We start from the raw sequence: 16,323 nt of genomic DNA on the forward strand, positions 1-16,323 counted from the left end.
TTAGCGCTTTTGGGGTTTTGCTTTAGGATTCTTTTAATTCTGAAAGAATTACACCAAGGTCGTATTGAAGATCCTCATCCAATTTCTCAATTAATTTTTCTGCCTTTTGAAGTTGGACTTGAAAAAGATTGGTCAAGACTGGATGTCTGAATTTCAAATAGCCGTAAAGCTTGATTTTTTCGCAAAAGTACAAAATCAACTCAGCCTGATCAGCCTTATTCTTACTGAGCTTGAGCGCTTTATTTAACTTTCTCCGAATGGCTTGTGCGGCCTTTTTGGCAAAGTAATAGTTCTTGGTATTGGCAGTTTGAAAGGCATCTTCCAACTCTTCTTTGACCGAATCAACAAACAGCGTTGGTTGGTCTTTTTCATAAAGCTTGAAGTATAGAAAAGCCTTATTGTCTCGGCTGAACTTTGCCAAGTCAGAAATCAACTCGATCAATTCCTTTTCAGAGAGGTATCCGAGTTCCTTTTTGATATGGGAAAGACTGGGGATTTCCATCAGCTTTTTGAATTGGTTTTCAACATATAAAAGTCCAAACTAAATTTCCCACAACCCAAGAAACCCAATGCAAAGGAGGACAGGCTCAGTGTAAAAGGAAGCATTCCATCCTCCAAGATTCTTCCCCCATGAGCGAAAATAACTGCAATGGCCAATGTGAAAGCCATAGTAAAAGCCCCAAACCTAAAACCTAATAGAATCAAAATCGCAGAAATAAACTCCACCCATTGTGAGAGTTGAGCGAATAACTCAGGCATGGGCCATTCAAGAGAAGTCAGAAAACCGGTGAGTTCTTCCATTTTACCTTCAAAAAGATAGGAGAAACTAGCCCGAAGCAAGTAAATCCCTAAACCCAATCGAAGGATTAAAACTCCCAAATTGAAGAATGTGGTTTGATATAAATTTCGGCCTTCCATGGTTTAAAATTGATTAAAAAGATAAATCGTCAGCATCCCCCAGCCAGTTCCTGTAACCATACTTAGTATTGCCAAGAGCACTGCGTGAGGCATCAAATCCTTCCGATAAGCTGCCGTTACTGCAGGAGCCGTTGATATGCCTCCCAAATTAGCCATCGAAGCTATGGGAACCCAAATAAAATTCAATCTCAAAAGCCAGGATACTAAAAGCATTCCCATAAAGTGAAGAATAAGCCAGCAGATTACGATTGCAACAAAAATCCAAGGGAGTGTAAGGTTGCTGAAATCCAGCCGAAGACCCAAAATCGCCATGACCAATACAATACAAATCCCGCCCAATTGAAGTGAAAAGCGGGTATTCCAGGATGGAATCAGGTTACCAAGAAGTATCCCAAGAATGGAAAGAATAATTACCAGATTTAGAAATGAAAGTTCCAAAAGGAAGCTAATTCCTGCGAGAGAAAGAAAAATCAAAGAAATCACCAAAGGATAAATTTTCTTGCCGGAACCCTGATCAACTCCTTCCAGATTAATGGGCAAAGAATCTTTTATTCCAACCAATTTGCTTAGCTCCTCCCCTTTTTTGATAAACTGAAACATCAGAATGGTCCAGATATTCACCAGGATATTATCCAAAACCAAAACTGAGAGAAAGATATTTTCGGGAGTTTGAGCCAATTCCTTTAAAATCAATTGAGAAGTACTTCCACCAATCCAGCCACCCACTATCGGGACCAAACCTTTCCAATAGTCATTATCCAGAAAAACGCTCGAAGCCTCTGGTGAAACTCCAACGGAAATCGCAACCAAGACAACTGGCAAAGTTGCGATAAACAAACTTCCTGCAAAAAACAGAATCAAAGGTTTGACTCCCACGATTGCCAATTGCTTTATGGGCAATGCAGCCATTACTGAAAGCAGGGTAATTGGTATAATCCAGTTCCTGCTCAAGCTATGCAAGTAAACTCCAGAAAGATCCCAACCGAATAAGTGTGTAAATCCTGCTGGAATTACATAAGCGAAAAGAATTGCCGGAAACCAATTCAAAATTCCCTCTACAATTCGATTTCTTACCTTATTGATTTTCAGAACAAAAAATACGGTCAATGCAACTATCAAAGAAGCAAGAATGTCTGGATTTAAAGGCATCAGAAAGACTGGTTTAAAATGCTCAGGCATGTTTGAATTCCTTCTTGAAAATTTCCGATTCGGATGTTTTCGTTAGGCCCGTGGATATTATTGTCAGGATTGGGAATACGTACCGACACAGCCGGAATTCCCAATACATTGATAAATGGAGCCATGGGTTGAGAGCCTCCGGTCTGTCGCGTTTTAATATAATTTTCTCCAAAAACGAAAGCCATACCTCGATCCAGCCAATGTGCAAAGTCAGAATCCATTGCCGCTCGGAATGGCAAAGAGCCATTTCGGGTTTTGAATGAAGCTATTTTAGGATATGTTTTTCTCTCTTCGTCGGTAGGTTCATCTCCTTCGATGAGATAAAATCCCTGATCTATCACAAATTTTTGCAAAAGGGCCAATTGCCTTTCATTGGGGGTTTCCTGGACAGTCCGAATATCAATTTCAACTACCGCCTCGGAGGGGATTAAAGTGCGGACTTCATCTCCTACCCAACCCGATCTCAAACCTCTGATATTTAGGGAAGGATATTGGAGTGCCTCTTGGTAATTTCTACCAACCGCTTCAGCTTCCGCAAATCCCATTTCATTTTCCATTTCTTCCATATCCTCAGGAATAGCACTCATTGCCAAAAAATCAGCTTCAGAGATTTCTACCCCTTCATAGAAGCCTGGAATCAATACTTTACCATCCTCGGATTTCATGGCTGCAAGCAGTCTAGAAAGTTGAAAAGCCGGATTAGGCGCAAAATTTCCATATTGTCCACTATGGAGATTGTTTTTAGCCCCAAATACCTTAATCGTAGCCGTTACTATTCCTCGAGCTCCAAATGCCAAATTGGGTAAATTGGAAAAATGACGCGTGCCGTCCATGATTAAAATGCCGTCAGACTGGAATAAGTCCTTGTTTTCCTGTACTACATCTGCCAAGGTCGGAGAAGACATTTCCTCCTGAAAATCCATGATCACTTTTAAATTCACAGCAGGTTCGATGCCTCTTTCCTTCATGATTTTCAACGAAGTAAAAAAAATCATCGCTGGTCCTTTAGAGTCTGAGGCTGATCGGGCAAAAATCTTCCAATTCGGGTCAATTTTTTGGTTAAGACTACTCCAAGGAATTTCAGTCAAACTCGGCCCTTCTTCTTTTTTCAATGCGGGGATATAAGGACTGGCTTGATTCCAGGCAGAGCTATCCACTGGCTGACCATCGATTTGCAAATAGACCAAAATGGTCTTTTTTCCGGGAATTGGAGGCTTTTGTGCAAATAGATTTGGAACTCCATCCTTGGTTAGGACCTGAGTTTCGTAACCCAAGGCTTTCATCACCGAATCACAAAAATTTAGATTGGCTTGAATGTCCTTAGAAACATATCCATTATTAGGGATTTTCAGGAATGCATTAAAGTTTTCTAGAGCTTCCCGCAAGTTGGATTCGGATTCCTGAATTATTTCTTGTCGACTAAGCTGAGCGAAAGTGATTTGGTATAGAAACAGAAATAATATTCCAAAGAAGATTTGTTTCATATGGGCTGGTTTGGATGTGGAATATAAGAATCTTCTTGTTGGATGAAAAAATGAACATACCTTGACTCAAATCAAATAAGGAGTAAAAATCTAAAACTTATTGAATCCGTTCTTGGTATTGCATAAGTTTAGGATTGGAAAAGTAAACTCAAATGGAAACCTACGGTAAAATCTTACTGATCGCGATGCCGGCGTTTTTTATACTGGTATTGTTCGAAAAATTTTGGGGCGTTTGGAAGGGTAAGGACACTGTCCCTTTGAATGACATGATATCCAGCTTAAGCTCAGGAATCACCAATGTCACCAAAGACGTCTTAGGTCTAAGTATTGTGGTTATTTCCTACGATTGGTTGTTTTCCAAATTCGGTCTTTTTCAAATTGAAGCAACTTGGCTGGTTTATGTACTTGCATTTTTTGCTTTGGATTTCGCAGGATATTGGACACATAGAATAGCGCATGAGTACAATATCTTTTGGAATAACCATATCATCCACCACAGTTCGGAGGAGTTTAATCTAGCATGTGCATTAAGACAAAGTATCTCCAGCATTGTTAAGATTTTTGCAGTATTTCTGATCCCGGCAGCTATTTTGGGAGTTCCTCCTCAGGTAATCGCCATAGTTGCTCCTTTGCATCTTTTCGCCCAATTCTGGTATCATACCAGACATATTGGAAGAATGGGTTTCCTTGAAAAAATCATTGTAACCCCTTCCCACCATCGGGTTCACCATGCCATCAACCCTGAATATCTGGACAAAAACTATGGACAGATTTTCATCTTTTGGGACAAATGGTTTGGCACTTACAAAGAAGAAACACCGGAGATTCCAGCTGTTTATGGAGTTACAAGACCAGTTCAAACTTGGAATCCTATCAAGATCAACTTCATGCATTTGTGGCTCTTGATCAAAGATGCTTGGAGAGCAAAAAAATGGTCAGATAAGCTGAAAATCTGGTTTATGCCTTTAGGCTGGAGACCTGAAGATGTAGCCAAAAAATATCCGGTGAATAAAATTCAGGATGTTTATCATTTCGAAAAATATAATCCTTCCCTAACCAAAGGAATGTTGATTTGGTCCTTTACCCAATTGATCGTATTGCTTCTTTTGTTGAGCTATTTGTTTGGGAATTTGGCTGACATCGGTTCCCCGGGAATTTTCTATTACGGAGGCTTTGTGTTTTTGACAGTTTATGCCTTCACAGAATTGATGGATAGAAATCCCAATGCCTGGGCATGGGAAGTGTTGAAGGCCGTTTATGCGATGTATTTTGTATTTACGACCGGAGATTGGTTTGGCCTGAACTCCTTTTTACCGGGTTCACTTTTCATTTTTGTAGGATACATTTTTGTATCAGTAGTTTTAACCATTTGGTTTTCTCTGAAAAAAGAAGACTATCAATTAGCCAGTTAATTAGCCAAAATGAAGGAGCTTCAACTTATACTCCAAGCATACGAAGTAGCAAAAGAAGAACAAAAAAATGTCGCCCTGGCAACTGTGGTCAAAGTGGAAGGATCTGCCTATAGGCGTCCAGGAGCCAGAATGTTAGTCACTGAGGATGGACACTTGACTGGTGCCATCAGTGGAGGTTGCCTGGAGGGAGACGCTTTGAGAAAAGCTCAGTCCGTCATTTTTCAACAAAAATCCATGTTGGTCACCTATGACACCACGGATGAAGACGATCAAAAATTCGGAGTGGGTTTAGGCTGCAATGGAATCATTCATGTCCTGATCGAGCCGATTGATTTAGCGAATCCTTCCAACCCAATTGAATTGATTAAAGAGGCTTTAAAAGATAGAAATACAGGACTTTTATTGAGTATTTTCTCCATCCCAAGATCAAGGTCTGAGCAGGTTGGAACAGTTTATTTGAAGAAGGGTGAACATAAATTTGGAAATCCTCAGCTTATTGAGCCTCAGCTTTGGTTAAGGTTGAAACATGAGCTGGAGACATTTGATCAGCCTCAAAATGAAATCAGAACCTATGAGGATCTGGACGGGATTTCGGTCTTTTTCGAAGTGATCAAACCCAATACTAGAGTCCTTCTTTTTGGGGCAGGAAATGACACCATTCCTCTAGCTAAAATCGCTGATATTTTAGGTTTCGAGTTGATCCTGATCGATGGGAGAAAAAATCTGGCTACATCGGCACGCTTCCCCTCAGCCAAACAAATCATCCAAGGACAGGCGGAAGAAGTCATCGAACAAATCGAAACTGATCTTAATACGGTAGCCTTGTTGATGACGCATAATTTTGAATATGAGGTTATCGTGTTGGAAAAGTTGATTACCTGCATGATCCCTTACATTGGAATTTTGGGTCCGAAACGAAAGACAGAAAAGTTAATCCAGCGCCTTCAATCCAAAGGAATCCAAGTGGCGTCTGATAATTTCTTCGCACCTGTAGGATTAGAAATAGGGGCTGAAACATCCGAGGAGATTGCTTTATCAATTTTAGCAGAAATCAAGGCTGTTTTAAATAAGAAGCAACCGATTTTCCTGAAAGACAAGGATGGGCCAATTCATGAAAAAGCTTGATGAAAACCGGAATAATCATCCTTGCTGCCGGAGCTTCTACCCGATTAGGTAGACCCAAACAATTGATCCAAATTCAGGGGAAAACACTTTTGCAAAGAACCATTGATTCGGCCTTAAAAAGTGAAGCCAGTAGCTTGGTTGTAGTATTAGGATGGAATCCAGAGTTGATCCAAGGAGGCATTAATTCTAACCAAATCCCTTTTGTGATCAACGAAGAATGGGAAGAAGGAATGGCGACGAGTATGCAAGCTGGATTAAAATTTCTAATGAATGAGGAAAATCCAGACCAAGTGGTGTTGTTACTTTGCGACCAGGCTTTGGTAACTTCCTCTTCAATAAATGACTTAATCGCTCTACATTCCAGCAGTAAAAAAGGAATTGTTGCTTCTTCTTATTCCAACACTTTAGGCGTTCCTGCATTGTTTGATAAGGCATATTTTCCCGAACTCTTAGCCTTAAAAAGTACTGAGGGAGCCAAAAAAGTCATTCTCAAAAATCAGGAAGATGTGGCTGTTATGGATTTTCCAGAAGGTGCCATTGACTTGGATACGGAAGAAGATTTTGAAAGGCTAAAAAGAATCCTAGCTGAGTAATTTTTGGCGACTTCTAAGTTCCTCAAGCACCTGCTTTACCCAATCAATCGCAAAGTCAATATCAGATTCAGTGGTAGCTCGTCCTAGGCTAAACCGAATGGATGCTCTTCCCAAATCTGAATCCAAACCCATGGCTTTCAAAACATGACTAGGTTTTGGAGAAATTGAAGTGCAAGCAGAACCAGAACTTACCGCCAGTTTAAGATTGATTTTTTTTAGTAACTCTTCCCCCTCAACACCTGCAAATGAAATATTGGAAACATGTGGCAATCTGTTTTTCTGACTTCCATTCAAAGCTGTACCCTGAATCTTCAAAATGCCTGCCTCTAGCTTGTTTCGAAGGATTTCCAATCTTTTTCCCTCTAATTCCATTTCGGCAAACCTTAACTCTGCTGCCTGACCAAATCCAACTATTCCTGGGACATTGAGCGTTCCGCTTCGCATGCCTTTCTCATGACCGCCTCCATGGATTTGAGCCATTGGTTTGGGTAAATCATGGTTATGTCTGACATATAAGGCTCCAACGCCCTTTGGCCCATATAATTTGTGAGCAGAAATAGCCATTAAATGAATCCCTTTTACCGAAACGGGAACCTTACCAGCTGCCTGGACCCCGTCAGTGAAAAAGACCAAATTCCTTTTTTCGCAGATTTCAGCTAATTCTTGAATGGGATGAATTATTCCTGTTTCATTATTAGCCCACATCAAGCAGATCATCTTGGTATGAGGCTGGATAGACTTTTCTACCAATGTCAAGTCAATCTCTCCCTGAGATGAAACAGGAAGGTAGCTAACTTCAGCTCCTCTTTTTTCCAATTCTGCAAAGGTGTCTAAAACCGCCTTATGCTCGGTTTGGCAAGTGATGTAATGCTGCTTTTCTCCAGAATAGGAATCAAAAATCCCTTTAATTCCCAGATTTATAGACTCGGTAGCTCCCGAGGTAAAAATGATCTCCTTGGCTTTTGCTCCAATCAATTGAGCAATTCTTTCCCGAGCTTCCTCTACTGCATTTTCTGCCGCCCAGCCATAGGGATGACTTTTGCTTGCAGCATTTCCAAAGTGAGTTCCAAAATAAGGGAGCATAGCTTCAATTACTTCAGGAGCACAAGGAGTGGTGGCATTATAATCAAGGTAAACCGGATACTTCATAATCCTAAATCTCGCTTATTTTTTATAACCAACCCCAAAGTCTTCCATGAGTTGTAAACCATAATTTCGAATGGTTTCAATAATCGGAATAGCTGCAAGGCCTCTTTCCGTGATGGAATATTCCACCTTAGGCGGAACTACCGGATAAACTTTTCTGACTATAAATCCTTCTTCTTCCAATTCCCTCAATTGACTGGTCAACATCTTATGGGTGATATGGGGAATGTCTTTTTTCAATTCTCCATAGCGCATGATCCGATCCTTTAATCTCCAAAGAATTGGCATCTTCCAAGTACCCCCGATTCTATCCATTGCGAATTCAACCGGGTTGTAATACAGCTTATTGTTAAACAAGAAATCAGGCATAAGGCTTCATTTTTCCATTTCTTACCAAAAGGTGCATATCATAAACTTAGGTAAGTAAGCAAATTCTAGAAAGTAAATAATCGATCTTTAATAAGTAAAAATTCCATGGGTATGAAAATCGCAATAATAGGAACCGGAAATGTGGGTGGCGCTTTGGCAACCAAATGGGCTAAGGCAGGCCATGAAATTAACTTAGGCGTGCAGGATAGCTCAAATTTTAAAGGAAAGGAATTGTTGAAAAACCCAAATACCAAGGTTTTTTCAATAGAAGAAGCTGTTCGCCTATCCAATGTAATTCTTGTAGCTACTCCAGCAACCGCTGCTGTAGAAGTGGCAAAAAGCCTCGGAAATACCACAGGAAAAATCATCATCGACTCCATGAATATCGTGATGGGCCGGGGGCCAAAAGGCTTCAAAACAACGGCTGAGGCTATTTTAGCCAATACGCAAACCTTAGATGTAGTCAAATGCTTCAATACAACCGGTTTCAACAATATGGTCAATCCAATTTATGGAAATACTGCCCTTGATATGTTTGTGGCGGGAGATAGCGAACTGGGAAAAAGAGCAGCCATCCAGCTCGCGAAAGACGCCGGATTTGGTGAATGTTATTCGATTGGAGGAAATGACAAATTTGAGCTCATAGAGCAATTTGCCTGGTATTGGATCAATTTGGCGATGTTCCAAGGCCAAGGTCGTGAAATCGGATTTAAACTTTTAAAACGATGAAAGTAGCCCTAGTCACTGGAGCCGCAAAAGGTCTTGGGTTTGAATGGTGCCATCAACTCGGATTAAAGGGATATAAGGTAATCCTTACTGCAAGAAATCTAGAACAGGCTCAGCACGCAGCAAATGAATTAAACCAACAAGATTTGGTCATTTATCCCAAAGCCTTGGATGTAGCAAATGAATCGGAAATTGAAGAATTGGCCTCTTGGGCAACTGAGCTATTTGGAAGAGTTGACCTCATTGTCAACAATGCAGGCATCAATCCAAAAGACTATCCGGATAAATCCAGAATGGCAAAGGCTTTTTACCTGGCTCAATTAGATTATCAAGAAATGCTCCAGGTAATGCAGATCAATAGCTTAGCTCCTTTGATGGTAGTCAAGCACTTTTTGCCTCTTTTGAAAAAAAGCGAAAACCCATTAGTGGTCAATATTTCCAGCTGGCTTTCTTCCGTCAGCCAACTTTCTTTTGGAGGACATTATGGATATGTAGGAAGCAAAAATCTGTTGAATGTCCTGAATAAATCCATGGCCCTTGAACTCAAGAATGAGGGTATAATTTGCGTCAATGTCAATCCAGGCTGGGTTAAAACCCAAATGGGAGGACAAAAAGCAACTTTCACCACAGAGGAGTCAGTCAAAAATTTGATCGAAAATATTGTCGAAAAAGTAAGCTTAGAGGATACTGGAAGCTTTTTGAATTTTGACGGTAGCCCACATCCATGGTAAATTACCAGCTCATTAAATTGCCATGCAAGAAACCTGGACTTTTGATTTTATTCAGAAAACCCAAACTGAGGATGATTTGGATGCTTTTTTAAATTCCAAAAAGAAGGATCTGGGGATTTTCCTTTCCTATTATTTTAGAAAGCAGGGAGCAATTGCAGAAAATGTCAAACTGGTCAAAAGCCCCTCTTTTTCCTCACCCTCCTCTGGGATAATTCAACTGGAATTTGAGCTTGTTCACTTCAATGCATGTTTGGCAATAAATGAAAAGCAAACAGACCAAATGGAGGTTACTTTTGAAATCCTTCCTCAAAGTCAGCAACTCAGATTGACAGGTCCCTATTGGCCAAGTCGAGAGATGGATGAGATTTAGAATTTTAGACATTAGACTCAAGATATAGAACCCAAAACTCAAGAAAGGAGGCTGAAAAATCCTTTTGGGGCATAGGATCTCCGATATTAAGTCTGCCTTATTTCAGCTTCCGTCTTCAATCTTCTATCTCCAGTCTTCCCAGTTTTTAGGTTGCAATTCCTCGTAATTGAAGTATTTTTGGGGCATTAAACTGATTATGAAAGAAGCTCCAGAGTCGCTCAATTTCATCGAGCAAATAATTGAAGAAGATTTAGCCAATGGTTTTCCTCAGGAAAAGTTGAGATTCCGCTTTCCTCCAGAACCAAATGGATATTTACATATCGGTCACGCGGCCTCAATTTGCCTAAATTTTGGTTTGGGAGAAAAATACAATGCTCCTGTCAACCTAAGATTCGATGACACCAATCCTTCCAAAGAAGAGCATGAATATGTGGAAGCCATCAAAAGAGATGTGGCTTGGATGGGATTCAAATGGGCAAATGAGTGCTATGCTTCTGATTACTTCCAGCAGCTTTACGATTGGGCTGTTCAACTGATCAAAGACGGCAAAGCCTACGTCGATGGACAATCTTCTGAGGCTATGGCTGCGCAAAAAGGCACTCCTACTACTCCTGGTACTAATAGTCCCCACAGAAACCAGTCTGTGGAGGAAAATTTGGACTTATTCACCAGAATGAAAGCCGGTGAGTTCGCTCCTGGCACTTATGTTCTTCGAGCCAAAATCGACATGGCCTCGACTAACATGCACATGCGGGATCCTATTTTGTATAGAATCATCGACAAGGCTCACCATCGAAGTGGGACTGCCTGGTGCATTTATCCTATGTACGACTGGGCACATGGAGAATCTGACTATATCGAGCAGGTTTCTCATTCTCTTTGTACGCTAGAGTTTAAAGCACACAGAGAATTGTATGATTGGTATTTGGATCAGATTGTAGACCCAGCCAAACTTCGTCCTAAGCAAAGAGAATTTGCTAGAAGAAACCTGAGCTATACCGTGATGAGCAAGCGTAAACTGCTCGAATTGGTACAAAACAAGCATGTTTCGGGTTGGGATGATCCAAGGATGCCAACCATTTCCGGATTAAGAAGAAGAGGCTATACGCCTTCTGCAATCCGTAAATTCAGTGATCTGGCAGGCATTGCCAAGCGCGACAATGTGACGGATGTATCTTTATTGGAATTCTGTATCCGAGAGGATTTGAATAAAATCGCCACTCGAGTAATGGCGGTTTTGGATCCTGTGAAATTGGTCATTACCAACTATTCTGAGGGAAAAGTGGAAATGCTTGAAGCGGAAAATAATCCAGAAGATCCTAATTCAGGAACTCATGAGGTTCCGTTTTCAAGGGAATTATATATTGAAAGGGAAGATTTCCAGGAAGAAGCCAGCAAAAAGTTCTTCAGACTTTCTCTTGGCTCTGAGGTAAGATTAAAAAGTGCTTATATCATCAAAGCTGAATCGGTAATTAAGGATTCCAATGGAAATATCGTGGAAATCCACTGTACAGCGGATCTAGACTCTAAATCCGGAACAGGAACAGAAGCCAGTATGAGAAAAGTAAAGGGAACGCTTCACTGGGTTTCCATTGCTCACGCCATTCAAGCTGAGGTAAGAGAATACGATCGTCTTTTCCTTGATGAATCTCCAGATGGACATGAGGATAAAAACTTTCTCGACTTTTTGAACCCGGATTCTCTTAGAGTTATTCCAAATGCCTTTTGCGAACCTTATTTAGGTAAAGCTGGCCTTCAGGATAAATACCAGTTTCAGCGTTTGGGCTACTTCACCTTGGATACAGATTCTAAAGACGGAAAGCTGATTTTCAATAAAACTGTAGGACTGAAAGATTCATGGGCAAAGCAGAATGTAACTCCAGAAGCCAAACCTCAGGCACCACAACCTAAGCAGGAACAAGGAAAACGAAGTGCTTTGAATGAGATTCAGCAAATCGGAAAGAAGATTACCAATCTTTCCGGAGAAAAGCTGGAAGCTGCCAAAGAGTCCATTGCCCAATTCGCTGAGGAAATCAGCTATGAGGAATTAGAGCCGCTTTTTGGTACCGCAGCGAAAAAAGTCGGGACCCGAATTGCAGTGGCGATTTCCCTAGGAGTTTTGTTGAAAAATGGTCAAAGCAGAAATGAGGCTATTAATTCATTCCTTGAAGCTGCCATTTCTGATGAAAATGAAATTCTAAGAGAAGAAGCTCAAAAGCCTGGTTAACAAATACTTAAGAGCACAAATAAAAAAAGGCAGGATAACCTGCCTTTTTTTATTTTAAGAAGTGAAATTCAATTTTTTATGCTCTTCGAATTTCCAGTTTGATATCTGAAAACTCTTTCTGCTCAATAAACGGCTGACTTCTCAATCTTCTTCCAGTGGCAGCAAAAATTGCATTCGCAATTGCTCCACCAGTAGGAGGAAGTGCAGGTTCGCCTAATCCAGTTGGATCGAATCCAGAATCAACAAAGTGAGTCTCGATTTCAGGAACCTCTTTAAGTCTGACCAAACGATAAGAATCAAAGTTTCTCTGCTTTGGCATTCCATTCTCGAAAGTCAGATTGGTATACATCGCATGCCCCATACCATCGACAATTCCTCCCCTTACCTGATGATTAGCTCCAGTTGGGTTGACTACAATTCCGCAATCAGTCACCGCAGTGATTTTCTTTAAGGTTGGTGTTCCGCTCACCATCTCAATATTGGCAACCTGAGCCACATAAGATCTGTGAGAGAAATACACAGAGAATCCTTGCTTCACATTTGGGTCTTTGCCCCAATTAGATTTGTCTCTTGCAGTTTCTACTACAGAAATCATTCGATCCACATCATAGCCCAACTCTCCTACTGGATTGGTTTTGGCTCGCTTGAGTAATTCTAATCGGAAAGCCACAGGATCTTTTCCAGCTTCTAAGGCTACTTCATCCAAGAAACTTTGCTCTGCATAAGCCAAGAAATTGGTAATCGGAGCTCTCCAGGCATTGGTAGTAATGCTTGACTCATAGTTTACACTTTCAATCAAAACATTATCTACAGCACCTGAAGGGAAGTTATTTTCTCTGGTGCTATTGCCGGCATTCATGCCGACACCTCGAAGCTTATAACCCACCATTTCTCCTGATTCATTCAAGGCAGCCTCAAATTTGTAACGAACAGCAGGACGGTAAGCACCACCTGTCAATTCATCTTCTCTATTCCAAGTAACCTTTACCGGAGCATTGATTGCTTTAGAAATATGAACAGCCTCCTCTACATAGTCAGCTCGAAGTCTTCTTCCAAATCCACCACCCAAACGGGTGATCTCAACAGAAATATTCTCTTTTGGAATTCCTAAAATATCCGCTGCAGCTTGTCTTGCACGATCCGGAGTTTGGGTTGGTCCAATCAACTCACATCGATCTGCCTGCACATGCGCAAAAAAGTTTTCAGGCTCCATCGGAGAATGAGCCAAGAAAGGACACTGATATTCTGCTGTTACGATCTTGGCAGCACTTTTAAAAGCTGCATCCACATTACCATCCTTTCTTCTGACCTCAGCTTTTCCATTTGCGATCAGTTCTTTGAAAATCCTGTCGTGATCGGCAGTACTTTCCACATTTCCGTCTGGCTCATATTCTACACGGAGAAGTTTTTTCGCTTTCATCAATGGCCAAGTGGAGTTTCCAACTACTGCAACACTGGTTCCGAAAGTAATCACGTCAGTAATTCCAGAAACTGCTCTTGCTCCTGCATCATCCAAAGATTTGATTTTCATTCCAAAAGGGGCTCTCTGCACCATGGCGTGCATCATTCCTTCTCTGTAAAAATCCAATCCATACAAAGGAACACCGGTGTACATCTCTTTTGCATCGACGTTTTTAACGGGGGTTCCAATGATTTTAAAGTCATTTTTATCCTTTAAAGCCACCTCCTCAGGAGCCTGCATTGTTGCAGCCAATTCAACAAATTCTCCAAAATGGCCACTTTTACCTGAACCCTTATGAGATATAATTCCTTTTTCAACCGTGATTTCAGAAGCAGAAACATTCCAAGTTTGAGCAGCAGCAGCTACCAAAACATGTTTTGCTGTCGCACCAGCTTTTCTCAATCTTTCCCAGCTATGAGGCATAGCTCCTGATCCACCTGTTAATTGGCGATCGTATTTTTCAGTATCCAAATTGGCCTGAACTACCCTCACTTTTTCCCAATCCGCATCTAGTTCTTCAGCAACTACCATCGGGAAGGAAGTCTTGATATTTTGACCCAATTCTGGATTTGGGGAATAAATCACCACATCTCCTGTTGGAGAAATGGACAAATAGGCATTAAATGATTTGGCTTGAGCTAAAATTTCTTCAGTGCTCAAGACCTCAACTTTTGGAGAATCGCAGCCAAACCAATTAAATCCAATAAATAAACCACCGGCTGTGGTACCGGCTATTTTCAGAAAATCTCTTCTGCTTGCTCTAGTTATCGTCTTCATGGTTATTTGGTTTTAGCGGCTAAGGCTACAGCTTCACGAATTTTATGATAGGTTCCACAGCGACAAATGTTTCTGTTCATCGCGTTGTCAATTTCCTCCATGCTTGGATTGGGATTTGACTCCAAAAATGCCGCAGCAGTCATAATTTGACCAGCTTGACAATAGCCACACTGAGCTACATCGACTTCTGCCCAAGCTTTTTGAACCGGATGATCTCCATCTTTGGAAAGACCTTCAATGGTGGTCACATCTGAATTTCCTACACTGGAAACAGGGGTGACACATGAAAATGTGGGAGTTCCGTTGACATGAACTGTACAGGCTCCGCACTGCGCTATCCCACAGGAAAATTTGGTTCCCACCATTCCTAGGTGGTCTCGAAGTACCCACAACAAAGGAGTATCGTCATCCACATCCACCGTGTGAGCTTTGCCGTTGATTTTAAGGTTAAAGGTTGCCATGAGTTGCTAATTGATTTGAGTTATAAGGTAAAAAAAATATCCTAGTCTCATGCGGATTTCTTTTCTAGTTGACTGATTTTTTGATGAATAGCCAATGGGCCTGATTAGTGTTTTTTCAAACCTTTTGCACCTTTTTCTCTCAATTGGAGTTTGAGAGTTTTACAGACAAAAACCAGCTCTAATTTATATGGGAAAATTTTTCCTAAAACTCCTCAAGTATATCATGATCACTTTTATTTCACTTGTTTCTATCCTCTTTGTGATAGGCTTTCTATTTATCCAATTCAGCCCTCAATTTGGAGGAGAATCAAGTGATGAATTGAAGGCCGAATATTCCAAATATCCTTACTATTCCGAAGGGAAATTTTCAAACCTGATTCCAACCACCATGGATATGAACACAGGAAAAGCCATCCGAATGCTTCCTGAATTTTTTAAAAATGATCCTGCCCGACTTCCTGATTTTGAGCTCCCTCTGGAAAAACGGGATAGTTTAGAATTGGTGCAAGATTCCATTCCCACTCGTTTGGTTTGGTTTGGACACTCGGCATTCCTTCTTCAATTGGATGGAAAAAATATTTTGATCGACCCGATGCTTGGGGAAGTTCCTGCTCCAAATCCGCTTTTGGGTAAGAAAAGATTTTCAAAAGAACTCCCCATAGAAATAGAAAAGCTTCCCAAGATTGATTTGATCCTGATCTCCCATGATCATTACGATCATTTGGACTATGAATCCATTCAAAAACTAAAGGCCAAAACTGCCAAATATCTTGTTCCGTTGGGTGTGGGAGCACATTTTGAACGTTGGGGAGTAGACAGAAAAGACATTGAAGAATTTGCCTGGTGGGAAGAATTGGAATTGGATTCTATCCGCTTTGCCTTTACTCCTTCAAGGCATTTTTCTGGAAGAGGACTCGGAAATAGATTTTCCACACTTTGGGGTTCATGGGTAATCCAAGGCACTTCAGACAAATTATATTTCAGTGGGGACAGTGGCTATGGTCCTCATTTCAAGGAAATCGGAGAAAAATATGGCCCCTTTGATTTTGCCATGTTGGAATGCGGGCAATACAACGAAAATTGGAAAGAAATCCACATGATGCCTGAGGAAACCGCTCAATCCAGTTTGGATTTACAGGCTAATGCATTTATGCCAATTCATTGGGGCGCCTTTACCTTGGCTATGCATTCCTGGACAGATCCGGTTGAGCGAGTGATGAAAAGGTCAAATGAAATCGGCGCAAATGTCTTTGTCCCGAAAATTGGAGAATTTATTGAGCTTTCTTCAGAGACTCGTATAACAGAAACTTGGTGGATTAAACCCTGAATTTCAGGCAATTTTC

Annotated in this window: 16 protein-coding genes; 8 read left to right on the top strand and 8 right to left on the bottom strand. The window is 41.0% G+C overall.

The window, feature by feature from the left end; genetic code table 11:
* Positions 1-22: 22 nt before the first annotated feature.
* From DFQ04_RS04285 to DFQ04_RS04300, 4 genes are read right to left on the bottom strand one after another with little or no spacing between them, the layout of a single operon-like run.
* A complete protein-coding gene (locus tag DFQ04_RS04285) occupies positions 23-502 on the bottom strand; it encodes a hypothetical protein (RefSeq protein WP_133553015.1) in 480 nt (159 codons plus the stop codon).
* Positions 502-918 (bottom strand): DoxX family protein, encoded by a 417-nt coding sequence (locus DFQ04_RS04290; protein ID WP_133553018.1) that lies wholly within the window; start codon positions 916-918, stop codon positions 502-504. Before DFQ04_RS04290 ends, DFQ04_RS04285 begins: the two co-directional genes overlap by 1 nt.
* Before the next feature lie 3 nt (positions 919-921).
* Positions 922-2,067, bottom strand: a complete 1,146-nt coding sequence (locus tag DFQ04_RS04295) for a DUF819 family protein (RefSeq protein WP_133553020.1) — start codon at positions 2,065-2,067, stop codon at positions 922-924.
* Entirely contained in the window at positions 2,067-3,581 is a 1,515-nt protein-coding gene (locus DFQ04_RS04300) for a M20/M25/M40 family metallo-hydrolase (RefSeq protein WP_133553022.1), read from the bottom strand. The genes DFQ04_RS04295 and DFQ04_RS04300 overlap by 1 nt, the downstream gene beginning before the upstream one ends.
* Before the next feature lie 152 nt (positions 3,582-3,733).
* Here DFQ04_RS04300 and DFQ04_RS04305 point away from each other — a divergent pair, with 152 nt between their 5' ends.
* From DFQ04_RS04305 to DFQ04_RS04315, 3 genes are read left to right on the top strand one after another with little or no spacing between them, the layout of a single operon-like run.
* Positions 3,734-4,993 carry a sterol desaturase family protein gene (locus tag DFQ04_RS04305; RefSeq protein ID WP_133553024.1) on the top strand — a complete coding sequence of 420 codons (1,260 nt, stop codon included), beginning with the start codon at positions 3,734-3,736 and terminating at the stop codon, positions 4,991-4,993.
* A 9-nt stretch (positions 4,994-5,002) separates the two neighbouring features.
* A complete protein-coding gene (locus DFQ04_RS04310; protein ID WP_133553026.1) occupies positions 5,003-6,118 on the top strand; it encodes an XdhC family protein in 1,116 nt (371 codons plus the stop codon).
* The gene (locus tag DFQ04_RS04315; protein WP_133553028.1) at positions 6,118-6,711 is read left to right on the top strand and encodes a nucleotidyltransferase family protein; all 594 of its coding nucleotides are present in this window, start codon (positions 6,118-6,120) and stop codon (positions 6,709-6,711) included. The genes DFQ04_RS04310 and DFQ04_RS04315 overlap by 1 nt, the downstream gene beginning before the upstream one ends.
* On the opposite strand, the gene DFQ04_RS04320 is transcribed toward DFQ04_RS04315, so the two are convergent.
* On the bottom strand, positions 6,700-7,860 hold the full coding sequence (locus DFQ04_RS04320; RefSeq protein ID WP_133553030.1) for a cysteine desulfurase family protein: 1,161 nt from the start codon (positions 7,858-7,860) through the stop codon (positions 6,700-6,702). The two genes, DFQ04_RS04315 and DFQ04_RS04320, sit on opposite strands and share 12 nt — an antisense overlap.
* Positions 7,861-7,875: 15 nt before the next feature.
* The gene (locus DFQ04_RS04325) at positions 7,876-8,226 is read right to left on the bottom strand and encodes a winged helix-turn-helix transcriptional regulator (protein WP_133553033.1); all 351 of its coding nucleotides are present in this window, start codon (positions 8,224-8,226) and stop codon (positions 7,876-7,878) included.
* 111 nt (positions 8,227-8,337) lie between these two features.
* On the opposite strand from DFQ04_RS04325, the gene DFQ04_RS04330 reads away from it, so the two are divergent.
* From DFQ04_RS04330 to DFQ04_RS04345, 4 genes are all read left to right on the top strand, one after another.
* A complete protein-coding gene (locus tag DFQ04_RS04330) occupies positions 8,338-8,955 on the top strand; it encodes an NADPH-dependent F420 reductase (protein WP_133553034.1) in 618 nt (205 codons plus the stop codon).
* Positions 8,952-9,683: an SDR family oxidoreductase gene (locus DFQ04_RS04335; RefSeq protein WP_133553036.1), complete on the top strand. Its 732-nt coding sequence runs from the start codon at positions 8,952-8,954 to the stop codon at positions 9,681-9,683. The genes DFQ04_RS04330 and DFQ04_RS04335 overlap by 4 nt, the downstream gene beginning before the upstream one ends.
* A gap of 22 nt (positions 9,684-9,705) precedes the next feature.
* Positions 9,706-10,053 carry a hypothetical protein gene (locus tag DFQ04_RS04340; protein ID WP_133553038.1) on the top strand — a complete coding sequence of 116 codons (348 nt, stop codon included), beginning with the start codon at positions 9,706-9,708 and terminating at the stop codon, positions 10,051-10,053.
* A gap of 196 nt (positions 10,054-10,249) precedes the next feature.
* Positions 10,250-12,280: a glutamine--tRNA ligase/YqeY domain fusion protein gene (locus DFQ04_RS04345; RefSeq protein ID WP_133553040.1), complete on the top strand. Its 2,031-nt coding sequence runs from the start codon at positions 10,250-10,252 to the stop codon at positions 12,278-12,280.
* 76 nt (positions 12,281-12,356) lie between these two features.
* Here the strand turns inward: DFQ04_RS04345 and DFQ04_RS04350 are convergent, their stop codons facing one another.
* Together DFQ04_RS04350 and DFQ04_RS04355 are read right to left on the bottom strand one after the other, a co-directional pair.
* Complete coding sequence (locus tag DFQ04_RS04350) at positions 12,357-14,519, bottom strand: xanthine dehydrogenase family protein molybdopterin-binding subunit (protein ID WP_133553042.1); 2,163 nt, start codon at positions 14,517-14,519, stop codon at positions 12,357-12,359.
* 2 nt (positions 14,520-14,521) lie between these two features.
* Positions 14,522-14,980: a (2Fe-2S)-binding protein gene (locus tag DFQ04_RS04355; protein WP_133553044.1), complete on the bottom strand. Its 459-nt coding sequence runs from the start codon at positions 14,978-14,980 to the stop codon at positions 14,522-14,524.
* 187 nt (positions 14,981-15,167) lie between these two features.
* Here DFQ04_RS04355 and DFQ04_RS04360 point away from each other — a divergent pair, with 187 nt between their 5' ends.
* Complete coding sequence (locus tag DFQ04_RS04360; protein WP_243739631.1) at positions 15,168-16,307, top strand: MBL fold metallo-hydrolase; 1,140 nt, start codon at positions 15,168-15,170, stop codon at positions 16,305-16,307.
* Positions 16,308-16,323 lie beyond the last annotated feature (16 nt).

Source organism: Algoriphagus boseongensis, from assembly GCF_004362805.1.
Lineage (GTDB): Bacteria > Bacteroidota > Bacteroidia > Cytophagales > Cyclobacteriaceae > Algoriphagus > Algoriphagus boseongensis.